This window comes from Polynucleobacter sp. 31A-FELB (assembly GCF_018882405.1).
GTDB lineage: Bacteria > Pseudomonadota > Gammaproteobacteria > Burkholderiales > Burkholderiaceae > Polynucleobacter.
On the sequence record NZ_JACVOO010000009.1, the window covers coordinates 23,790 to 47,227 of the forward strand.

Annotated in this window: 16 protein-coding genes; 11 read left to right on the forward strand and 5 right to left on the reverse strand. The window is 47.8% G+C overall.

Features of this window, described 5'->3' with window-relative positions; genetic code table 11:
• Nucleotides 1-44: 44 nt before the first annotated feature.
• Entirely contained in the window at nt 45-1,067 is a 1,023-nt protein-coding gene (hrcA, locus tag ICN30_RS06965) for a heat-inducible transcriptional repressor HrcA (RefSeq protein ID WP_216230061.1), read from the reverse strand.
• A gap of 37 nt (nt 1,068-1,104) precedes the next feature.
• On the opposite strand from hrcA, the gene ICN30_RS06970 reads away from it, so the two are divergent.
• Together ICN30_RS06970 and recN are read left to right on the forward strand one after the other, a co-directional pair.
• Nucleotides 1,105-2,010, forward strand: coding sequence for an NAD kinase (locus ICN30_RS06970; RefSeq protein WP_216274335.1), 906 nt, complete (start codon nt 1,105-1,107; stop codon nt 2,008-2,010).
• Nucleotides 2,011-2,036: 26 nt separating this feature from the next.
• Nucleotides 2,037-3,707 (forward strand): DNA repair protein RecN, encoded by a 1,671-nt coding sequence (recN, locus tag ICN30_RS06975; RefSeq protein ID WP_216274337.1) that lies wholly within the window; start codon nt 2,037-2,039, stop codon nt 3,705-3,707.
• Nucleotides 3,708-3,710: 3 nt separating this feature from the next.
• Here the strand turns inward: recN and glnE are convergent, their stop codons facing one another.
• The gene (gene glnE / locus ICN30_RS06980; protein WP_216274338.1) at nt 3,711-6,527 is read right to left on the reverse strand and encodes a bifunctional [glutamate--ammonia ligase]-adenylyl-L-tyrosine phosphorylase/[glutamate--ammonia-ligase] adenylyltransferase; all 2,817 of its coding nucleotides are present in this window, start codon (nt 6,525-6,527) and stop codon (nt 3,711-3,713) included.
• Nucleotides 6,528-6,605: 78 nt separating this feature from the next.
• Between glnE and ICN30_RS06985 the strand changes: the two genes are divergently transcribed.
• The 4 genes from ICN30_RS06985 to ICN30_RS07000 are packed head-to-tail and all read left to right on the forward strand — an operon-like array spanning nt 6,606 to nt 14,263.
• Nucleotides 6,606-10,766 (forward strand): YhdP family protein, encoded by a 4,161-nt coding sequence (locus tag ICN30_RS06985; RefSeq protein ID WP_216274340.1) that lies wholly within the window; start codon nt 6,606-6,608, stop codon nt 10,764-10,766.
• Nucleotides 10,767-10,770: 4 nt separating this feature from the next.
• Nucleotides 10,771-11,604 carry a carbon-nitrogen hydrolase family protein gene (locus ICN30_RS06990; RefSeq protein WP_216274343.1) on the forward strand — a complete coding sequence of 278 codons (834 nt, stop codon included), beginning with the start codon at nt 10,771-10,773 and terminating at the stop codon, nt 11,602-11,604.
• 24 nt (nt 11,605-11,628) lie between these two features.
• On the forward strand, nt 11,629-13,119 hold the full coding sequence (gene tldD / locus ICN30_RS06995) for a metalloprotease TldD (protein WP_255533151.1): 1,491 nt from the start codon (nt 11,629-11,631) through the stop codon (nt 13,117-13,119).
• Nucleotides 13,120-13,138: 19 nt separating this feature from the next.
• Nucleotides 13,139-14,263 (forward strand): 3-deoxy-7-phosphoheptulonate synthase, encoded by a 1,125-nt coding sequence (locus ICN30_RS07000; RefSeq protein ID WP_216274346.1) that lies wholly within the window; start codon nt 13,139-13,141, stop codon nt 14,261-14,263.
• A 51-nt stretch (nt 14,264-14,314) separates the two neighbouring features.
• On the opposite strand, the gene ICN30_RS07005 is transcribed toward ICN30_RS07000, so the two are convergent.
• On the reverse strand, nt 14,315-14,884 hold the full coding sequence (locus ICN30_RS07005; RefSeq protein ID WP_216230054.1) for a cob(I)yrinic acid a,c-diamide adenosyltransferase: 570 nt from the start codon (nt 14,882-14,884) through the stop codon (nt 14,315-14,317).
• Nucleotides 14,885-14,911: 27 nt separating this feature from the next.
• On the opposite strand from ICN30_RS07005, the gene ICN30_RS07010 reads away from it, so the two are divergent.
• From ICN30_RS07010 to proC, 5 genes are read left to right on the forward strand one after another with little or no spacing between them, the layout of a single operon-like run.
• Nucleotides 14,912-16,417 carry an FAD-linked oxidase C-terminal domain-containing protein gene (locus ICN30_RS07010; protein ID WP_370626611.1) on the forward strand — a complete coding sequence of 502 codons (1,506 nt, stop codon included), beginning with the start codon at nt 14,912-14,914 and terminating at the stop codon, nt 16,415-16,417.
• Nucleotides 16,417-17,565, forward strand: a complete 1,149-nt coding sequence (gene glcE / locus ICN30_RS07015; RefSeq protein WP_216274348.1) for a glycolate oxidase subunit GlcE — start codon at nt 16,417-16,419, stop codon at nt 17,563-17,565. The genes ICN30_RS07010 and glcE overlap by 1 nt, the downstream gene beginning before the upstream one ends.
• 8 nt (nt 17,566-17,573) lie before the next feature.
• Nucleotides 17,574-18,851 carry a glycolate oxidase subunit GlcF gene (gene glcF, locus ICN30_RS07020; RefSeq protein WP_216274351.1) on the forward strand — a complete coding sequence of 426 codons (1,278 nt, stop codon included), beginning with the start codon at nt 17,574-17,576 and terminating at the stop codon, nt 18,849-18,851.
• Nucleotides 18,851-19,576, forward strand: coding sequence for a YggS family pyridoxal phosphate-dependent enzyme (locus ICN30_RS07025; RefSeq protein WP_216274353.1), 726 nt, complete (start codon nt 18,851-18,853; stop codon nt 19,574-19,576). Before glcF ends, ICN30_RS07025 begins: the two co-directional genes overlap by 1 nt.
• Nucleotides 19,573-20,433: a pyrroline-5-carboxylate reductase gene (gene proC / locus ICN30_RS07030; protein ID WP_216274355.1), complete on the forward strand. Its 861-nt coding sequence runs from the start codon at nt 19,573-19,575 to the stop codon at nt 20,431-20,433. Before ICN30_RS07025 ends, proC begins: the two co-directional genes overlap by 4 nt.
• Here proC and ubiA read toward each other — a convergent pair.
• Nucleotides 20,430-21,287 (reverse strand): 4-hydroxybenzoate octaprenyltransferase, encoded by an 858-nt coding sequence (gene ubiA / locus ICN30_RS07035; RefSeq protein WP_216274358.1) that lies wholly within the window; start codon nt 21,285-21,287, stop codon nt 20,430-20,432. The genes proC and ubiA overlap by 4 nt on opposite strands.
• A 36-nt stretch (nt 21,288-21,323) precedes the next feature.
• On the reverse strand, nt 21,324-23,414 hold the full coding sequence (gene recG / locus ICN30_RS07040) for an ATP-dependent DNA helicase RecG (RefSeq protein WP_216274360.1): 2,091 nt from the start codon (nt 23,412-23,414) through the stop codon (nt 21,324-21,326).
• Nucleotides 23,415-23,438: the final 24 nt, after the last annotated feature.

A 23,438-nucleotide genomic window follows, 5' to 3' on the forward strand; every position in this document is an offset into this window, starting at 1 on the left:
GGAGGATCCGTCTTAATTAAAGAGAATTAAAAATGAGATTGCTATCAAGATCCCACTGGGGAGCTCAATGCGCCTGATAACAATTTAGAAGTAATGTCGACAATCGGAATCACTCGATCGTATGCCATGCGAGTAGGTCCAATTACTCCAAGCGTTCCAACGATTTGCCCATCAACACTGTATGGCGCGCTAATGACTGCTAAATCTTCATATGGCAGTAAATCACTTTCACCGCCAATAAAGATCTGAATCCCGTCCGCATGACTAGATACATCCAACAACTGCATGAGTACTGACTTCTGCTCCAGCATGTCAAACATCTTGCGGAGCTTATCTAAATTAGTACTGAGGTCGCCGACATTAAGCAAACGACGCTCACCTGATAGGAGCATGTCCCCCTGACCCATGCCGTAATCGCTGACGCCACTGTGGAGCGCCAAGGCCATCAAACCAGAAATATCACTGCGTAAGTTATCTAGATCAGAAGCCAGATGCGCCCGCACTTCAGCAAAGCTCTTACCAGCGAACTGCATATTGATGTAATTGCCAGCCTCTACCAACTGGCTTGGTGTGTAGTCTTGTGTAGTAGGAAGGATGCGATTTTGAACATCACCCTCAGGGGTCACCATGATGAGCAGTATCTTGCCTTCGCCAAGTCGTAAGAACTCGATGTGTTTGAACACTTGCGCACGCTTAGGCGTCATCACCACCCCAGCGAAATGAGTCAAATTGGACAGAATTTGTGCAGCAGAGTTCATTACCCGTTGCGGGGAATCTGGCAAAAGGCCTTTTTCCATCTCACGGGTAGCAATTTCTTCTAGAGGACGGACGGTCACCATCGTATCCACAAAGAGACGGTAGCCCCTTGGCGTTGGAATACGTCCGGCAGAAGTATGGGGGCTGGTAACCAAGCCCATTTCCTCCAAATCCGCCATGACATTGCGAATCGTGGCCGCAGAAAGATCCAATCCCGAGAATCGAGATAGGGTGCGTGAGCCAATAGGCTGCCCCTCTTCGATATAGCGCTCGATGAGGGTTTTCAGTAAGGCGCGGGAACGATCATCCATAGTGGAAGGGATTTTATGCGTATGGTTTAATCGTTATATGTTAAGCCCATCCCCAAATTCCAGCAAAAAGGCATTTAGCCGGGTTGCGCTCGTCGGCAAATATCAGGCTGACGGCATGCAAGAGCGCCTCAAGGACCTGGCTACCCTATTAGCCGAGCAAGGCTGTGAAGTCTATGTCGAGAGTGCTACTGCAAGCCATTTGGGGCTGACCGCCTATCCAGTCAAAAAAGTCGGGGAGTTTTCGGGCGCCATCGATTTAGCAGTTGTTTTGGGCGGTGATGGGACGATGCTTGGCATTGGACGTCAATTGGCTGGTAGCAACGTACCTCTGGTTGGTATCAATATGGGTCGCTTGGGCTACATGACCGATATCCCGATTCAGAACGTTCAAACTGTCTTGCCACAAATTATTGCTGGTGAATACGAAGCTGACACTAGAACGCTGCTTGATGCAGTTGTGATGCGCAACGGGAAAGAGATTAATCAAGCCCTTGCGCTCAACGATGTCGTAGTCAATCGCTCTGGAATTTCCGGAATGGTCGAGCTTGCAGTGCGCGTTAATGGTTCATTTATGTATAACCAACGCTCCGATGGTTTGATTGTCTCAACACCTACCGGCTCAACTGCTTACGCCCTGTCAGCCGGCGGCCCCATCCTGCATCCGCGGGTAGCAGGCATTCTATTGGCACCGATTGCCCCACATTCTTTATCCAATCGCCCCATCGTATTGCCGCAAGATATTGTGGTGAGCATCGAGGTGGTTGATGGCAGAGAAGTGATTGTGAACTTTGATATGCAATCCCAAACCAACTTGCAATCGGGCGACATCATTGAAGTTAGTCAATCTAAAAGAACAATCACCCTACTTCACCCTCGCAGCCATAGTGACTACAAAACCTTGCGAGAAAAGTTACATTGGAATGAGTATCCATCGACATTCTGATGTCGAATTTTTCGGTACGCTAAGGCATGCTTCAAACCCTATCGCTTCGCGACTTTGTCATTGTTGACCAGCTAGAGCTAGATCTTTCCTCAGGCTTCACGGTGCTCACCGGTGAAACTGGTGCCGGCAAATCAATTCTCTTAGACGCACTCAGCCTCGTATTGGGCGAGCGTGCAGATAGCAGTCAAATTCGTGAAGGCTGTAACCGCGCAGAAATTAGCGCCCTCTTTCGGATTGATCCACAGCAAATTAACCACTTCAATCAATGGCTTGATAGACAAGGCTTTCCGCTTGAAGATGAAGGGCAAAGCCTGCTCCTCAAAAGAACCGTAGAAGTCAATGGTCGTAGCAGAGCATTCATTAACGGTAGCGTGGCAACCTTAGCCCAGCTCCGTGAAGCAGGCGATCAATTGGTGGATATTCATGGGCAACACGCGCATCAACTATTACTCAAGGGTGGCGCGCAACGTGAACTACTAGATCGTCATGCGAATCATCTCGATCTTGTTGCAGAGGTCTCTCAATTATTTAAAACTCTAAGTGAATCGCGTCGCAGACTGGAGCAAGCCGAAAATGCTGGCCAGGATATTGAACGCGAACGTGAGCGTTTGGAGTGGCAATTGGAGGAACTCAGCGAACTTTCTCCGCAAGAAGGTGAATGGGTCACCATTCAAAGTGAGCATGCTCGATTAGCTAATGGCGCAAAAATTATTAGTGGTTGCCAAGAAGCGATCGATGCTCTGAGCGAGGCGGATAACTCAGTAGAGTCAACCCTCTCTAAAGTCAGCACCAATATGAGTGCATTAGCAGAACATGACTCTGCGCTCAGCGATATCAGTCAAGCTTTAGAGTCAGCGCAAATTCAAATAGATGAAGCGGTGCATAGCCTCAATCGTTATTTGCAAAAAATCGATTTAGATCCTGCACGCCTCAGTGAAGTAGAGGAGCGCATGCAAGCCCTCCATAGCGCAGCTAGAAAATATCGCACCGAAGCAGATGACTTGCCAAAATTACTTTTGGACACTACCGAACGTTTAGATGCATTGACCGCCTCTCAAAATATAGAAGCTTTACGTGAGAAAGTGAAACAAGAAGAGTTAGCCTATCTCAAGCAAGCAAAGCAACTCTCCCAAAAACGGAACAAAGCTGCACTCGACTTGGGCAAGCAAGTTACCACCGCAATGCAAGACCTATCAATGGCAGGCGGACAGCTCGAAATTGCTTTACTACCCCTATCTGAAGGTGGCGCCCAAGGTCTTGAACAAATTGAATTTCTGGTTGCAGGTCATGCTGGCAGCACCCCACGCTCATTGGCAAAAGTGGCCTCCGGCGGTGAATTGGCTCGTATTAGCTTAGCCATTAGCGTGATCACCAGCAAAGCATCATTTACGCCAACCCTGATATTTGATGAAGTCGATGCTGGGATTGGTGGGGCTGTTGCAGAGACAGTTGGAAAATTATTGCGTCAACTTGGCGAATCACATCAAATTCTTTGTGTGACCCACTTGCCACAAGTTGCTGCACAAGGTAATCATCACTTGAAAGTAAGCAAATCTCAGGCGGATGATAAAACTCTTTCTCAAGTCATGCCGCTTGGAAGGTCTGAGCGAGTGGAAGAAGTTGCCCGCATGTTGGGCGGAGCAACGATTACCGATACTACGCGTCGACACGCTCGAGAACTGTTAGAACAAAACTAGGTTTTAAGCGTCCGAGGGGGCAAGAAAGATTTCTTGCCATAAAGCTAGCACCACTTCTCTTGCTTGAACTAGTTGAGGCTCAAGCCCCAAATCTACCCGCGTCTTTTCAGCGCCATCTAACCGTAAGCGATGTTGACGAGCCCGTAGTAGGCGATAGGCATCGCCTACCTCTTGAGCCGTTGAAGCTTGAATTAAATCCACCTCTCCAGCTATTCGTAATAAGGCGATATTCCCCAGATTACCAATAAGCTGTGGATAGGTATTTGAAAATGCCAGAACTAAAAATTGCACAATAAACTCAATATCTACCATTCCGCCAGCATCATGCTTTAAATCAAAATCGGGAGTGGGATTTGGGTGCCCAGCATGAACTTTGCGACGCATCTCTAAAATCTCATGGCGTAACTGATCAATATCGCGATTCTGACTTAAGACCTCAAAGCGCACATCATCAAAGAAGGCTTCAACCACTTTACTTCCCGCAGAGAACCTTGCGCGCGTTAGGGCTTGATGCTCCCAAACCCAAGCTGCGTTATCACCCTCGCGCAACTGATATTTCTTAAAAGCATCGGCATTTGTTACCAAGAATCCTGCAGAGCCATTTGGGCGCAGACGCGTATCGATTTCAAACAGGCTGCCAGCCGATGTATAAGCGGTTAACCAGTTGATCATCCGCTTGGCGAGTAAGGCATAAATTTCTTGGGCGGCAAAATCTGTTTCTTCGGCTTGATATAAGAATACCAAGTCCAAGTCCGAGGCATATCCCAACTCTTTGCCGCCTAACTTTCCATAAGAGATCGCCGCAAATGGCACAGTTGCATCAAGTGGTAATTCAAACTTCTTGGCTACGCTTGGCCACACACGCTCAAAAGTAGTCTGCAATATTAAGTCGGCCAAAGCGGATAAATGATCGCTGACCTTTTCCACAGAAAGCTCATGATCAACGCCAATACCCAAATCTGCCAACAAGGTAATAAAGGTTTCGGTGTGATGGGTAATGCGCAAAATGTCCATCGCCTGTTCAGGGCCATCACCATCTGCCATCACGTCATCAAGACGCATTTCTAGCGTGGCTTTCACCTCTTGCCAATATTGCTCCGGATGTTCAATCAACGCCTTCTCAGTTCTTGAATTGAGCAAGTAATCTAGGAGATGAGGGTGTCTGGTTAAATACTCTGCGCCCCACTGAGAGGCCTTCAGCAACGCCAATACATTGGATAGCGCCTGAGGGTACTCAGACAAAATGGATAGGTAGGCGCTACGCCGAGCCACCGCCTCCAATAAATCAAAGAAACGAAGCAAAGTCTGGTCTGCGCTGATGGAGGCAGGCGGATCCGCTTGCAAGCTATCTGCAGCCTTACGAATTAGGTTATTAAAAATGATTCTGCTTTTCTCTGGTAGCTGTCTTTGCTTGGAGCTATCAGCCCAAGCCAACCAACGTGCTGCAGACTCTGGGAATATCGTGCCATCAGGCTCCCATCCCGCCGGTAAGCTTGTATTGTCCAGACGCGCAGCATCATCAAGTACAAATGCTTTTTCAAAGTACTGAGCTACTGCGGCTTGGTGTTTGTCGAGTACGGACAAAAAAGTGGATCGCTCCTGAGTTTGATCGGGGCCAACCATACTCGCTGCTAAGCGAGTACGAGCGTCCTCATCTTCAGGCAAATAGTGTGTCTGCTGATCCTCCCACACCTGAATCCGATGTTCCAAGCGACGCAAGTAAACGTAAGCGGTCTTGAGGTCATCCACTTCATTGGCCGGTAAAATTGCTTGCTGCTTTACCAAGTCCAACACTTCTAGGGTAGGTCGAATACGAAAACGTGGATCAGTGCCGCCACGCATCAGCTGAAACATTTGCGCCAAGAACTCAATTTCACGGATACCGCCACGGCCCAACTTGATATCCCTGGATCGACCGTGATGATTTGACGAGCGTTTCTCAGCTTCATGCTGAATCTGTGCATGTAATTCACGGATAGAGGCAATCACGCCATAGTCCAAATGACGGCGATAGACAAAGGGGCGAATCAGTTGATCGAGCTCACGCTCACAATAAGCAAAGGCAGGCGAGTCAGGCAAAGGTGAAATCAACCTGCCCTTAATCCAAGCATAGCGTTCCCACTCTCTACCTTGCACCAATAAATATTCCTCAAGCATATCGAGACTACAAACCAAAGGACCCGAATCTCCATTTGGTCTCAGGCGCATATCCACCCGAAATACAAAGCCGTTTGCGTCATGCTCTGCCATGAGCTTAATCAAACGTTTACCCATTCGAGTAAACCACTCGTGATAAGACAAGCTTTTGGGTCCGCCTTGCGTGTCGCCTTCATGCTCATATAAAAAGATGAGATCAATATCAGAGGAGAGATTGAGCTCTAGACCGCCCAACTTGCCCATACCCACCACCATCAAGGGCATCTCCGAGTCTGTGACTGAACTCCAAGGAATGCCAAAACGACGCTGCAGATCCTCCCGAATATAAGCAATAGAAAGAGCTAGTGCCTCCTCTGCAAAATGACTCAACGCATGGGTCACCTCTCTGAGATCAGCTAGGCCATTAAGGTCTCGGTAGGCAATCCAGAGCATGAGGCGCTGTCTAGCCAGCCTCAGATCTGCCATAAATTGAGCCTCATTCTGCTCGGGAATAGCTAAAGCTTCCTGGCAAGGGCTTAATAAACCCCGAATACCCGCAACATCGACTTTGAGGGCGGCCTGGGACTGGAGCCAATCCTCCCATTCAGGACGAGAATTAAGCCAACGTTGAGCATAGCTAGAGTGCTGCTTTAAAAATTCAATTTGGGCGGCAGAATCGGTCATTCCTCCATCTTAATCCGACTCTAGACTCAAACTATAGAAGCTTGGAGATCGCCCAAGGGCTGACGGATAATAGAGGCCATGCTTCGAAATATTATCCGGACTCGCCTGCAGAGCGTGCTTCAAAAACGTCCTCCAGGTTCTGGCGGTCGTTGGCGTAAGCGTGCCCTCATTCTTGCTGGTGTCACAGTAGCTTTTTTTGTTGTCGGCCATCTTGGGGTGCGTTTTGTTTTATGGCCTCAGATCGAAAAATCAAAGCCCTCCTTGGAGCGCTTAATGAGCGCTCGCTTAGGTGCCAAGGTCACGATGGATGCAGTGCAAGTTTCGTGGACTGGAATTCGTCCGAAATTTGCGATTCAAGGATTGCGCTTTAACGGCGGGACTAACTCTACTCCACCCTTACTGATTCAAAATATCAACGGGCAACTTAGTTGGCTATCTTTTTATCACCTAGCCCCCTACTTCCACGAGATCACATTTGATCAGGTTCAACTGTACGCTCAACGAGATACCAAAGGCGTAGTCTCTATTGCCGGAATTCCAATTCTTAACAATGCTGATAATTTTGCAGTTGGGAACTGGTTGCTTGCTCAAACTGATATTCAAATAAATAATGCGAAAATTTTTTGGGAGGATCAGCAAAGTCAAAAGCTGAAGACTTCCATTGATATTCAAAATGTCCATCTAAGTAATGGCATGCGTAGCCATGAAGGTCAGCTAGTTGCGCAAACACCTTGGAGCCCAAACCCAATTAAACTCGAAGCCGACTTTGTACATCACCTTGCTGGACAAGCAGGAGATTGGCATGACTGGGTCGGAAATTTTTCATGGGATCTTGCTGAACTTAATCTCAGTCAAATTTCCAAAGACATAAGTCTTCCGCTATATGACTTAGCTGGAAAACTCAACTCCAAAGGCAGTCTGAAGCTTGATGGCGGTAAGGCGAATGGTGGACAAATGTCCTTAACAGCCGATCAACTTAGAGTGCAATTAAACAAGGGGGAGGATCCCCTTGAGTTTGGCAGACTAGAGACAGATTTAGTCCAAGATACGGATGGCGGCCTCAACTCCATCACAACAAAAACTTTGTCATGGCGCAATATCGATAGCCCTGCCACTGCCCCCTTAGATAAATTAAGTCCGATTACTTTCCGCTGGCGTCCACCAAAAGATGGTGGCGAAATTAAAGAGTTCGGTTTCTCCTCGCCCAAAATACAAGTGGAAGATATTGCACTCTTCGCACTCAATCTTCCGCTCCCGAAAAAGATTCATCAGTGGATCAAAATTTCTGAGGCAGATGGTGAGCTGCAGAATTTGGATATGAATTGGTCTGAAAGCCAATCCACTCTCTCAGCCTTACCAATACCAGGCAATTGGTTTTCTTCCAATAAACTCGATTTCACCATCAGCGCAAAGCTCAATGACATTAGCTTTACTGGGGTAAATAAATCAATGCCTTCGGCTTCGCATTTATCTGGCAACTTAGTCAGTAATCAGAAGCAGGGTAACTTTACACTTGACTCCAGCAATCTTGAGCTGGAGATGAATGATTTTTTATCAGCTCCTGAAATTCAACTTGATCGAGCGAAGGGTGACATTAGCTGGTCCAAACAAAAAGGCGGCTGGCTCATCAATGCCAAGAAATTACAGCTCAGCAATTCTGAAATCACCACCAATTTTGATTTGAGTTACCTCATTGGTGGACCTAAGCAGCCCGATCAAATGACGCTAGACATGGAGTTTGTTAAAGCCAAACTCGCGACAGCCCATCGCTATCTGCCAGTTAATATTGATAAAGAAACTAGGCAATTTCTTAGCAAAGCATTTGAGGCGGGAGATATTCAGAATGGCTCCCTCCACATAAAGGGAGACCCCGACCAGGTGCCATTCCCTACGGGAACGGTTGGTGAACTCACTCTTCATCTCCCCATTTCAAAAGCAATCTATAAACCAGCGCCCTTGCTACCAAAAAGCCAGGGGGTTTGGCAAGCATTTAGCAACGTCAGTGGCAATATCGACATGAAGCAAGCAAGCCTGAATGTTGAAATTGATAAAGCCAACTACAAAAAAGTGACTCTGACGAATGTCACATCAAAAATCCCCAATCTCAGCGCTAAAAATCTAACCGTATCGATCAATGGCTCAGCTGAGGGTGATGCTTCCGAAATGCTGGAATATCTATTTACATCCCCGGTAGGTGTACAGCAAGCCAATCTGGCCAAGAACCTCACATTGAAGGGTCCAGTTAGCCTAGGTCTTGATTTAAAGATTCCTTTGTCTGGAAGTGATGATGTCAATTTCGATGCAAAAGTTACCCTCCCAGGAAATCAAGCGCAATGGGGGGAAGTGCCTCCAATGGATAATTTAAAGGGCAAGATAAGAATCACTGAAGTCAATCCAGAATTTGATAATGTCACTGCAAACTTTTTAGGTGGCGCCTTTAAGATTTCAAGCGCGCCCTCTACAGCAGGAAATTCAAGCTTCAGCATCGGCGGCGATATCAATGCTAGCTTTATTAAAGATTATGTTTCAGGAAATTTAAAGTCTCGTGCCCATCCAGCACTGCTGTCCGCAATGAGCGGATCAGCAAAATATGATGGTTTGATCAACTTTAATAAGGCGGGAAGTCAGGCCAATCTAAAATTTGATTTGCGTAATTGGGCAAGTGCTGCCCCCGCTCCCGCAAAGAAATTAGCAGGAACCCCCATGTCTGGTGAGTTCAATTTAAAAACTTACCCAGCAAGCAAAAATAATCTAGTGCGCGCAGATTGGTCTGGAAAATTAGGGGATCAGTATTTCATTCAAGGCAATCTGAATTTCGCCAACGAAGTAAAAAATGCCTTAGGTGTTGGATCTTTAGCGCCCTTGCCACAACAAGGCACTTCACTTCACTTGGCAAGTAATGAACTGGACCTCGATCAATGGATAGAGTTTTTAGGGGCAGGAAAACATAAGGGTGAAGTAAAAAAATCAGATACTCCAGAAGAAGATATTCAAATCTCAGCCCAAGTTAAAAAATTAATCGCACTGGATCGCGATTGGGTTGACGTCAACCTACAGTCACAGAAAAAAAATTCGGTCTGGCAATTGCGTCTAAATTCACCTCAAATTGCTGGTCAAGCGCAATGGCACCCAAGCAGCGGTGATCACCCCAGCGGATTGATTGCTGGGCGACTTGCACGCCTGAAGCTGCCAGATCAGCGCACACTCGCAGACTCGTCACCGAAGGAAAATGTCCCGCAAAAATTAGCAAACCTTAAGACTCCTGTCAGCCCAAATGCTATCCCCAGCCTGGATTTAACAATTGATGATCTAAGTTGGACTAAGGCAAAACTAGGTGCAGTAAAAATCAAATCGAAAACTAGTCAAGATCTCATGAAGGTCGAGTCTATTCAGATCAATAATCCACAAGGTAGCTCGATAATCAAGGGTCAATGGAGTGCGCGCACTCAAAACGCTGCCGAACAGAGCTCTATCACCGTCGATATGAACATCAAAGATGCGGGCCAAATCATTACCCACTGGAGTAGTGAGAAGCCTGTGGAAGGTGGGGAAGGAACACTCAACGCCTCACTCTCGTGGTCAGGACCACTCTTTGCGCCAGCATATGATTCATTGGCAGGCGATGCCAGCATCAACCTGACAAAAGGTCGCCTACTTGAAGTCAATACTGATGGAGCAAAGTTACTAGACGTTCTAAGTCTACAAAGTTTATTTAGATTTGCCACTTTCGACTTAAAGGGCAGTCTAGGCAGCTTAGCAACCAAAGGCACCCCTTTTAATTCGATCAATAGCGACTTTGAAATCACAAAGGGAATTGCGCAAACTAAGCAATTCACAATGATCCTGGATCAGGCACGTGTAGCCATGACTGGTCAAATTAATATTCCAGAACAAACACAAGATCTTCGCGTTACCATCTTCCCAACAATTGATGCCACCGCTGGCTCACTAGCGGCATTCGTGATCAACCCTATCATCGGCCTAGGAGCGGTAGTGGGTCAGTACCTCATTACCAATCAAATTAATCGCACTTTGCAAACGGATTATTTGATTCAGGGTTCTTGGAACAATCCGGAAGTGATTCCACTCGATCAGAAGGGTCAACCCCTTGATGCGAAAACGCTAGAGACGATTCGCACTAAAAATCTTTTGAAAGAGCAAACAAAACCCAGCTCACCTAATTCTGCGCCTGCAAGCCCGCCCGCAAACCCAGGCCTTTCTACCCAAATGCCAGGCTAAGTCGATGAACATGCCAAGAAATACTTCTGAACTTAACATGGCATCGATACAAATGGTATCGACCCCTAATCTCAATGAGAATCTCGAAGTTGCGGCACGCTTAACTAAAGCGGCTGCGGACAGCGGGGCTCAACTTGCCGTTCTCCCAGAATATTTTTGTTTGATGGGATTAAAAGATACCGATAAGGTAAATGCGAGGGAAGCTGCAGGCTCAGGCCCAATTCAAGAACGCTTGGCAGCAATGGCACAAGAAAATAATATCTTTCTAGTTGCAGGCACCATACCTTTAGAGGCTAAAGAGTCGAACAAAGTTCTCAACACTTCCCTGGTGTTTGACCCTGTTGGCAAGCAAATCGCCCGCTACGACAAAATTCATTTATTTGGTTTTCAAACTGAGACAGAGCGCTACGAAGAATCCGAAACTATTGCTGCAGGTAATCAACCGGGCCAATTTGCAATCAGGCTCAATGAAGTCGACTGGCGTTTTGGCCTAAGCATTTGTTACGACCTACGTTTTCCTGAACTGTATCGCTCTCTTGGGACAGTTGATTGCCACATCATTCCAGCTGCGTTTACTTACACTACCGGCAAAGACCACTGGGAAATTCTGCTGCGCGCCCGCGCTATTGAAAACCAATGCTATGTTCTAGCCTCAGCCCAAGGCGGCATTCATCTTAATCAGCGCCGCACCTGGGGTGAAAGCATGCTTATTGATCCTTGGGGGGAGATATTAAGCCAGCTTCCTGAAGGAGAGGGGTTTATTCAAGGCACACTCAGCAAAGATAAATTAAAAGAGGTACGCTCTAAGCTACCCGCACTAAAACACCGCAAGCTTTAATACAGAAAGTTCAGCTAAATAAAGATGAGAGCACCAGAAGCATTATTTCCGAGTGATTGGACTAAGCCCAAGAAACAAGCTGACCTCCTTAAGCTGGCCAAATCTATTCTGCTTGAGCCAACCGGCCTTTCCGAGCAAGATTTGCATCACACCTTCGGCAATATGTTTACGCACCAGCTCGACGATGCTGATCTTTACTTCCAACATACCCGCAGTGAAAGCTGGAGCCTAGAAGAAGGTATCGTGAAATCCGGTAGCTTTAGCATCGATCAGGGTGTTGGGGTGCGCGCGATCTATGGCGATAAAACCGCCTTTGCTTACTCTGATGAAATTAATTTAGAAGCTCTCAACAAGGCAGCTAAATCCACCCGTGTAATTGGGCCTCAAGGCGGTACACGTGCTGTTGCGAGCAAAATATTTACGCCCGTATCCAACGAACTCTACTCAGATTTAAATCCCTTAGATTCACTGGCACCACAAGAAAAGATTGCCTTACTTGAAGGTATTGAGCGTCGCGCAAAAGCCCGTGATCCCCGCATCATTCAGGTTATGGCCAGCCTAGCTGGCGAGTTTGATGTGGTGCTTGTAGTTCGAGCTGATGGCTTACTAGCTGCCGACGTACGCCCTCTAGTACGAGTATCAGTACATGTGATTGCCGAACAAAATGGCAGTCGCGAATCTGGATCCTCGGGTGGTGGTGCTCGTCATGATTACCATTACTTCAATACTGAACTCATTAATCAATATGTTGATGAAGCTGTTGATGGCGCACTGATTAACTTAGACTCTCGCCCTGCTCCTGCCGGACCAATGACCGTAGTCATGGGTCCAGGATGGCCTGGCGTGCTACTACATGAAGCAGTAGGTCATGGCCTTGAAGGCGACTTTAATCGCAAGGGTTCATCTGCTTTTGCTGGCTGTATTGGGCAGCGCGTTGCCGCTAAGGGCGTCACCGTCGTAGATGATGGAACCCTCTCTGGTCGCCGCGGCTCACTCAATATTGATGATGAAGGTACACCTACCCAGTGCACCACCCTAATTGAAGACGGCATTTTGAAAGGCTATATTCAAGATAGTCTGAATGCCCGTCTTATGAATATGCCTCTGACTGGAAACGGTCGACGCGAGAGTTTTGCCTCCCTACCAATGCCCCGCATGACCAATACTTACATGTTGGCTGGCAAAGATGACCCCCAAGAAATCGTAGCCAGCATCAAGCGCGGCCTCTATGCGGTGAACTTTGGGGGCGGTCAAGTCGACATTACTAGCGGTAAATTTGTGTTTTCAGCCTCGGAAGCCTATTGGGTAGAAAACGGCAAAATTCAATATCCGGTTAAAGGCGCCACCATTATTGGTAGCGGTCCTGAGTCCCTAAAACAGGTCTCCATGATCGGAAATGACCTGAAATTAGACGGTGGCATTGGGGTTTGCGGCAAAGAAGGTCAGAGCGTCCCCGTGGGCGTTGGGCAGCCAACTTTACGTATCGACAGCCTGACTGTCGGGGGAACCGCTTAATACGGCTTAAAATAGCCGTATGAGCCAACAAAATACTAATCCCGCAAACTGGTACGCTGCCGTCGACAAAACGTCAGACACGGATGATCAACGCATTCATAACATTACTGTTCTGCCACCACCAGAGCATTTAATTCGCTTCTTCCCAATCTCGGGAACACCTACTGAAGCCCTCATTAGCAAAACGCGTAAAAAGATTCGCGACATCATTCATGGAAAAGATGATCGTCTTCTCGTCATCATCGGACCTTGCTCGATTCATGATCCCCGTGCAGCACTAGAGTATTGCCAACGACTCCTTGCTGAACGTGATCGTTTTGCTGGTGAACTCGAAGTTGTGATGCGTGTCTATTTTGAAAAGCCGCGGACCACTGTTGGCTGGAAGGGTTTGATTAACGACCCGTACTTAGATGAAAGCTATCGCATTGAAGAAGGTTTGCGAATTGCTCGTCAAGTGTTGATGGAAATTAACCGTCTTGGCATGCCTGCAGGTAGCGAATTCTTGGATGTTATTTCCCCGCAATATATTGCTGACCTCATTTCTTGGGGCGCTATCGGAGCACGTACAACTGAAAGCCAAGTTCACCGCGAACTTGCTTCAGGCTTATCTGCGCCAATCGGATTTAAGAATGGTACTGACGGCAACATTAAGATTGCTACCGATGCAATTCAAGCGGCTAGCCGCCCACACCATTTCTTGTCAGTACATAAAAATGGTCAAGTTTCTATTGTGGAAACTAAAGGCAATAAAGACTGTCACGTAATTTTGCGCGGTGGTAAAGAGCCTAACTACGAAGCGCAGTATGTGCAAGCAGCCTGCTCTGAGCTAGCAGCAGCAAAGCTTCCAGCCAGTTTGATGGTTGACTTGTCGCATGCAAACTCTAGCAAAAAACATGAGCGTCAAATTGTGGTGGCTGAAAACATTGCCGAGCAAATTGAATCTGGCTCAAGTCAAATTTTTGGCGTGATGATCGAGAGTCACTTGAATGATGGTGCTCAGAAGTTCTCACCTGGAAAAGATGATCCGAGCAAATTGGAGTACGGCAAAAGCATTACTGATGCCTGCATTAACTGGGAAGATTCAGTTAATGTATTACAACGCTTAGCTTTAGCAGTAAAGAACCGCAGAAAAGCAAAGAAATAAGAAGTTGTGAAATAAAGCGAGGCTGCTTTAATAAATTAAAAAGAGACTAATTTATTTAGTCTCTTTTTTTTCGTGCTTCCAGAGAACGTCTTGACCACCCGCCGCACGATTAAGCACACGCGCTAATACAAACAAGAGATCAGATAAGCGATTGACGTATTGACGTGGGGCATCGTAAAGAGGCTCTTCCCAACCTAAACGCACAATCGAACGTTCGGCGCGCCTACAAACCGTTCTGCACACGTGGGCCTGAGCAGCAGCACGCGTTCCACCCGGGAGAATAAATTCAGTTAAAGGGGGCAAAGTGGCATTGTATTTTTCAAGCCAAATATCTAACTGAGCAACATGCTCTGGTTTGAGCAGGGTGTAATTGGGGATGCAAAGCTCGCCACCCAAATCAAATAAATCATGCTGCACTTGCAAAAATAAAGTTTTTAGCTCTTCAGCAAGACTCTCGGGGATCGATTCAGTCATCAAAACACCGATTTCAGAGTTCAATTCATCCACATCACCCATAGCGCAGATGCGCAGATGATCCTTTTCCACCCGGCTACCATCACCAAGCCCAGTCATGCCTGCATCACCAGTTCTGGTGGCTATTTTTGAAAGTCGATTTCCCATAAAACTAATTATAGGTAAATGGCTAAAATGATTCCTATGAATATGGTGACCCCGCCCCCCGAGCTCGCGGCTATTACAGCCCTTCAATCTAAATTGGTATCGGCCCTGCGCCCCATCCTCCCGGAGCATGCATTGCTGTGGGAGCCTGAGGACACGATTCCCTACGAATGTGACGGCTTAGCAGCCTATCGGCGTATGCCACTGGCTGTTGCCCTTCCAGAGACTGAGGAACAGGTTGCCCAGATTCTGAGGATTTGCTTTGAGATGCAAGTGCCTATCGTCCCACGCGGATCTGGCACAGGCCTATCTGGTGGTGCCATGCCTATTTCTCAGGGTTTAGTGCTCTCACTAGCTAAGCTCAAAAAGATCGTCAGTATTGATCCCTTCACCAGAACTGCGGTGGTGCAACCAGGCGTACGGAATTTGGCCATCTCCGAAGCAGTTGCCCATCTTGGGCTCTATTACGCTCCAGATCCATCGTCGCAGATTGCCTGCTCAATTGGCGGCAATGTGAACGAAAACTCTGGTGGTGTGCACTGCCTTAAATATGGACTCACGCTTCACAACGTATTAAAAGTCCGCGGCATTTTGATGAACGGCGAGATTGTGGAATTTGGCAGTCTTGCTCCAGACTCCCCAGGACTTGATTTATTAGCCATCGTGATGGGTAGCGAAGGCATGCTTGCGGTTGTCACTGAAGTTACGGTGAAGTTAATTGCTAAGCCAAAATTGGCACGCGTCATCATGGCGAGCTTTGACGATATTGAAAAAGGTGCAGATGCAGTTGCTGCCATCATTGCTGCTGGCATTATTCCAGCCGGCTTAGAGATGATGGATAAAGCCACCACTCGTGCCGTAGAAGAATTTGTTCATGCAGGGTATGACCTTGAAGCCGAGACTATTCTCTTATGTGAGTCAGATGGCACGCCCGAAGAGGTTGCAGAAGAAATTGAGCGCATGACGAAAGTGCTAGAACAAGCTGGCGCTAGTGGTATTCAGATTTCTCAGAATGAAGCCGAGCGCCTGAAGTTTTGGAGCGGTCGTAAGAATGCATTCCCTGCGGCTGGGCGCTTAGCGCCCGACTACTACTGCATGGACGGTACGATCCCACGCAGAAATATTGGCACCCTACTAAGACGCATTCAAGGAATGGAAAAGAAATATGGTCTTGCTTGTCTGAACGTATTTCATGCGGGCGATGGCAATATGCATCCCCTCATTTTATTTAACGGCGCCGACCAAGAAGAGTGGCACCGTGCGGAAGAGTTTGGTACTGAAATTTTAGAAGCCTGTGTTGAGCTTGATGGCACGATTACTGGTGAACATGGTGTTGGCATTGAGAAGATCAATTCCATGTGCGTTCAATTCGGCGAAGGTGAACGTGAATCATTCTGGGGTGTTAAGGCAGCATTTGATCCGGAGCGCCTATTGAATCCAGACAAGGCTATCCCAACCTTGAATCGCTGCGCTGAATATGGTCGTATGCGCATTAGTGGTGGCAACTTGCCGCATCCCGAGTTGGAGCGCTTCTAATGTCTCAATCCAATAATATGAATATTGATTTATTTCGTGAGCAAATTTTGGCGGCAGCCAAAAACAAAACGCCTTTATCAATTGAAGGTGGCGGCACAAAGTCTTGGTATGGCAATGCTAATTCCTATGCCAAGTTAGATACCCGTCCTTACTCTGGCATCTTGGAATACCAGCCTGAAGAGCTGGTAATTACCGCTTGTGCCGGTACGCCATTAAAGGAAATTGAAGCAGCTCTAGCTGAGAAGAATCAAGTGCTCGCATTTGAGCCACCCCATTTTGGTGATACCGCAACCTTTGGCGGCGCTATAGCAGCAGGCTTAGCAGGGCCTGGACGAATTAGCGTTGGTAACTTGCGTGACTTTGTTCTTGGCGCGCGCATTCTGGATGGCAAAGGTCAAGATTTATCTTTTGGCGGCAAGGTGATGAAGAACGTAGCCGGATATGACGTTTCACGCTTGCTACCTGGATCCATGGGCACATTGTCACTATTGCTCGAGGCCTCTGTAAAGGTTCTGCCACGACCAGCAGCCACAACATCTCTTCGCTGCAATATTACTCAAGCACGTGCACTGCAACTCTTAAATGAATGGGCAGGACAACCACTGCCGCTATCAGCTAGTTGCTGGATTGGAAGTTCCAAGGGTGGCGATGGTGAGCTCACCATTCGTTTGGCTGGCGCAGCTGCCGCAGTTAAGGCAGCGATACCTTTGATGGGCGCAGCAGTCAATGCAACGGAATTGGAACCTAAGGTTGCTACAGAATTTTGGTCTGCTTTGCGCGAACAGCAACTCCCCGTTTTCTCAAAACTCAGTAGTGATGAAACTTTGTATCGCCTGGCACTTCCTGCTGCCTGTGGACCACTTGCTCTTCAAAATACGAGTGGCGACATCGCTTTGGAATGGCATGGACAGCAACGTTGGTTTACAGCGCCTGGTGATGATGCTACTTTTGCATCCATTAAAGCTTTAGCTAATGCTAACGGTGGACATGCAACACGCTTTAAGCAAGGAAGCAGTGTTGACCCAAGCAAGCAACGCTTTACCCTCCTGAGTGAGCAAGCGCACTCAACTGCTTTAGAGGCAGTGCAAGCACGCCTAAGAGCCGCCTTTGATCCAGCAGGCGTATTTGCTACTTCACGCCTTCCTTAAGTCTTTATATGCAAACTCAACTCGCCCCCCAATTCGCCAATACTCCTGAAGGTATAGAGGCCGCCAGAATTCTTGGAAAGTGCGTGCACTGTGGCTTCTGCACCGCCACTTGCCCTACCTATCAAATTCTGGGCGATGAACTCGACGGACCACGTGGTCGCATCTACTTAATTAAGCAGATTGCAGAAGGCCAAGTCCCGACTGAAAAAACACGCATGCATTTAGATCGCTGCCTCACTTGTCGCAATTGTGAAAGCACTTGCCCAAGCGGCGTGCAGTACGGCAACCTAGTGGATATCGGTCGCAAGTGGGCAGAAGAAAATACACCTGAACGCCCTATTGGTCAGCGACTCACCCGCTGGGCATTGAAAGAAGGATTAACGAGTCCTAAGTTATTTAATTCTGCAATGGCAATTGGTCGCTTAGTTCGCCCACTCATGCCCGCCGGTATCCAACGCAAAATTCCAGAAGCTAAAAATAAAGCGTTAGCTAGCAGCACCGATCCCTACGCCAGGCCACAAGCAAGTCACTCTCGCAAGATGCTATTGCTCGAGGGATGTGTCCAACCAGGCATGTTGCCAAACATTAACTCTGCGACAGCTCGTGTTTTAGATGCACTCAAGATTGAATTGATTAGTGCACCCAATGCCACTTGCTGTGGCGCATTACGTTATCACCTAAACGATCAAGCTGGCGGCCTAGATAACGCTAAACAGAATATCGATGCTTGGTGGCCGCAAGTCGAGCAAGGTGTAGAAGCCATCGTCATGACTGCATCTGGTTGCGGCGTGATGGTCAAAGACTATGGGCATCTATTTGCAAATGACCCGCAATATGCAAGCAAGGCAAAACAGATCTCTGATCTCACTAAAGATATTTCAGAAATCTTGCCAGCACTTGAAGGTGAGTTGATATCTCTTGTAGGGGCGGATCCTAAGCCTGGCGTGGTGTACCACCCGCCCTGCACATTGCAACATGGCCAACAAATTCGAGGCAAGGTTGAAGGTCTTCTATCCAGCATTGGTATTGGCGTTCGCCTCTGTGCTGATAGTCATCTGTGCTGTGGTTCAGCGGGAACCTATTCAGTTACCCAGCCAGAACTATCAGAGCAATTACGCAAGAACAAACTTGCACACCTCAATGCCGCTTGTGAAGAATCGGGGGCTGAGGTGATTGTTTCTGGAAACATTGGTTGCATTACCCATCTCCAACAGAAAGATACTCCGGTCTTACATTGGATCGAGATCGTTGATCAACTCATTAGCCAAGCAGGCCGAACTAAATAATGAGTCAAGTTACCGCCAACCTGATGTTGGTAAAACAGCGCCTTGAATTAGCGGCACTGGCAGCCAAGCGCGAACCCGAAGATATTCAGCTGCTTGCGGTAAGTAAAACCTTTCCCGCTCTGGCGGTTGAAGAGGCGATGCATGCAGGGCAAACCGCTTTTGGTGAGAACTACGTACAGGAAGGTGTTGAGAAAATTCAGCAACTCGCTAAATTGCGTCCTTGGCTTGAGTGGCACTTCATTGGTCCACTACAAAGTAATAAGACGCGCGATGTCGCAGAACACTTTGATTGGGTTCACAGTATCGATAGACTCAAAATTGCTGAACGACTATCTAGCCAGCGCGGAGAGTTTCCAGATTTGGGCGACTTGCAAGTGTGCGTTCAAATCAATGTGAGCGAAGAAGAATCCAAAAGCGGTATAGCTCTTGAGGAAGTAGAGGCGCTTTGCAATGCAGTCGCCAAACTCCCCAATCTCGTTCTTCGCGGACTCATGGCTATCCCTGCGCCCAGCGAAGACGTAGGACAACAACGCCAAGCCTTTGCGGCAGTCAGGGAGTGTTTTACTGGTATTAAAGTAAAGCATAGCCATGATCTTGGTTATGATTTCTTTGACACCCTTTCGATGGGGATGTCGGATGATATGGAGGCTGCAATTGCTGAAGGCAGCACCATGGTACGTATAGGAAGCGCCATTTTTGGGAAGCGCGATAAGATAAAAGCATGAGCACACAACAAACAAACCAGAATGCCCACATCACCTTTATTGGTGGTGGCAATATGGGTCGCGCATTAATTAGCGGATTACTCGCCAACGGTTTTGAAGCTAAGCAACTTTCTGTGGTTGAAGCCAATGCCAGCACTGGCCTGCAATTACATCAAGATTTTGGCGTGCAGATCATTGGTGCACTAGATCAGATCGCTTTTGATTTCTCCAAAAACAATGTCGTAGTGATGGCTATCAAGCCCCAAGATTTCAATGTAGTTGCCAAATCTTTGAGCGCAAAGCTCAAGCATGCAACTTCGCCAGGTCCGCTGATCCTTAGTATTGCCGCAGGTATCCGCCTCAAAGACATGAGTCGTTGGCTTGACCACGAGCGCTGCGTTCGCGCTATGCCAAATACCCCCGCCCTCATTGGTAAAGGTATTACCGGTCTATTTGCCGATGCTGCAGTCAATGCTTTAGATCGCGCCTTAGCGGAAACCATTTGCAATGCAGTTGGACAAGCAGTCTGGGTTAATGAAGAAAAACTGATGGATGCTGTTACCGCTGTATCTGGAAGTGGCCCAGCCTATGTTTTTGCTTTCTTAGAGGCAATGCAATCGAGCGGCGAGAAACTTGGGCTTGATGCGGCTACTGCTCGCAAACTTGCTTATGCAACTTTGGAAGGCGCTACACAACTCGCCCATAACTCCGATGAGCATGCAGGTGTATTGCGCGAGCGAGTCACTTCCAAGGGTGGCACTACAGCTGCCGCACTAGATATGCTTAAGCAACTCGATTGGCATGGCGCACTGGAAAAAGCGATTGATGCTGCCAGTCAACGTGGCAAAGCCATGGGCGATGAGCTAGGAAAGAACTAAAAGCGAGCCAGACCCAATAGGATTCCTAGAAATAGGAATCCGCCAAGCCAGTTGTTGTGGCGAAATGCTTTAAAGCATTCTTCGCGCTTGCGAGTAGAAACTAGTTTCAAATGGTAAATAGCGCAAGCAAGCGCCAAGGCCCAACCCACCCAAAAGTAATTACTGAGGTTTGCCAACTGCGCAACCCAAATCTGACTCAGAAATAGCACGCCGTAACTCAGGGCAATTGCGATCACATCAAAGCGGCCAAATGTAATGGCTGAGGTTCTCAAACCTAAGCGCAAATCATCATCACGATCAACCATGGCATAGGCGGTGTCATAGGCGATAGCCCAAAAGATATTGCCGACAAACAAAACCCATGCCTCCAGCGGAATAAAGTCCAATACCGCCGCATAGGCCATCGGAATCCCAAAGCCAAAGGCAATGCCCAGAACTGCCTGCGGAATAGCAAAAAAACGTTTGGTAAAGGGATAGAGAATCGCAACCGCCAAGGCAAAGAAAGAAAGTTCCTTGGTTAGCGCATTCAGAGGCTGAATCAGTAGAAAAGCTATCAGAGCAAGACTCCCAGCCACCATCAACGCTTCTTTTCCGGAAATCTTGCCACTGGTAATGGGACGATCTTTAGTTCTCAAGACATGGCGATCAAAGTCTTGATCCGCATAATCATTGATAGCGCAGCCCGCACTACGCATTAAGAAAGTTCCCAAGATAAAAATAATTAGGAGATGCCATTGGGGGAAGCCGCCGCTCGCTAGCCAAAGCGCCCACAAGGTTGGCCACAATAGAAGCAAGGTTCCGATCGGCTTATCCAAACGGATCAAATAGGCGTAAGCAACAATACGATCACGCATCAGAGAAAATCTCTTTTCATATTCATAGCTAAATTATCAAGCCTTTAAGAATTCTGTGCGGGAGCCTAACCAGCGCTCAAGATGTCGCTCCACTAAATCACCATGCTCTGCCAGCAAGCGCTCTGCTGCAGTCTGGGCCAGTTCGATCAACCAGGCGTCGCGTTGAAGATCCACAAACCGGAGCATCGCATCGCCTGACTGCTTTGCCCCCAATAACTCACCAGGACCACGCAACGATAAGTCGCGCTCTGCAATCACAAATCCGTCTGAAGTTTCTCGTAAAGTTTGTAGGCGCTCTTTAGCCGCTAAAGATAAGGGTTCTGCATACATCAAAATACAAACTGAATCCGCCGAACCGCGCCCTACGCGCCCACGCAACTGATGAATCTGCGCATAGCCGAAACGTTCGGCATGCTCGATCACCATCAGCGCCGCATTGGGCACATCAACCCCGACCTCAATCACTGTAGTAGCAACTAAGAGCTGGATTTCATTGGCTTTGAATGCCGCCATCACCGCAGCCTTCTCTTTGCTCTTCAAGCGGCCATGCACTAATCCCACTTTGAAATTTGGCAGCGCTTGTGTGAGCTGCTCAAAACTTTCAACGGCTGTTTGTAATTGCAATACTTCAGACTCTTCAATTAAAGGACAAACCCAATAGGCTTGTAGTCCCTTGGACAGCCAATCATATAGGCCGCTAATCACTTCATCCCTGCGCGCCGCCTTTACTACTTTGGTGGCAATTGGTTTACGACCCGGGGGCAATTCATCAATGACCGAAACATCTAGGTCGGCGTAGTAGGTCATCGCCAAGGTTCGTGGAATTGGAGTGGCCGACATCATCAATTGGTGGCAATAAAATAATTCAGAACCAACCCGTTGCTGAATTTCTAAACGTTGCCTTACGCCAAAACGATGTTGCTCATCAATTACAGCCAAACCCAACTTAGCAAAACTCACCTTATCCTGAATAAGGGCATGAGTACCAATAATCAGTTGAGCTTCACCACTCTCAATCATTTCTTGTGCAAGTTTTTTTTCTTTTGCCTTCAAGCTACCCGAGAGCCATGCAATCTTGACTCCTAAAGGCTCAAACCACTCTTGCATTTTGAGGTAGTGTTGCTCAGCCAGAATTTCTGTGGGCGCCATGATGGCAGCTTGATATCCGTGATCCATCGCACGCGCAGCAGCCAATGCTGCAATCACTGTTTTTCCGCTACCCACATCGCCTTGTAATAAACGGTTCATTGGAAAGGTATTGGATAGATCAAGCCCAATCTCAGACCAAACACGAGTTTGAGCGCCAGTTAGCTCGAATGGTAGGACTTTGAGTAAACCCTCTTCAATGCCAAGATTTACTTTGTTTGATGATTTTGTTTTTTCCTGACCCTTCGCAAAACTAGGAGCACGTCTCTCTCTCCGAATAGCATGGGCTCGCTTCAAAGAAATCTGCTGCGCGAGCAATTCTTCAAACTGCACTCGGCGCCACGCAGGATGGGTCCGCTCCAGAAGTGATTGGGTATTGGCATCAGCAGGTGGTTGATGCAAGTAGGTGATTGCATCTTGGAGTGGTGGCCAATCATTAGTTGGCAAAATTTCTGCCATGAGTTTGGGTGGTAAAAATTCCGCCAAACTTTCTTTGAGACTGGCATCCTGAAGAGCCTTTAACACTGCCTTACGAATAATGGTTTGTGAAAGACCAGCGCTAGCTGGGTATACCGGCGTTAAGCTAGCCGACAAGGGCGCCTCTGGTACAACAGCGCGGACAGTAGGATGCACCATCTCAGGACCTTGATAACCCTCGCGAATCTCGCCTCGTACCCGCACATGCGCGCCCACCGCCATCTGCTTTTGCTGGCTCGGGTAGAAATTGAGGAATCGGAGTTGAAGCGAAGCAGTGTCATCCTCAATAGTGACTAAGAGCTGCCTTCTAGGGCGGAACGTGACCTGATTGCGAATCACAACACCCTGGGTCTGAATCGAATGAAACCTTCCAAGCCCCAAAGCTTCCTCGATAGTGAAAAGCTCAGTCTCGTCCTCGTAACGGGATGGCAGGTGCAAAGCAAGCGCCATAGGGGTGTTTAAACCCATCTTTTCGAGTGCAGTTGGCGGTGGCTTAGTCGTCATCGTTAAAATCCAATACCTGATGGT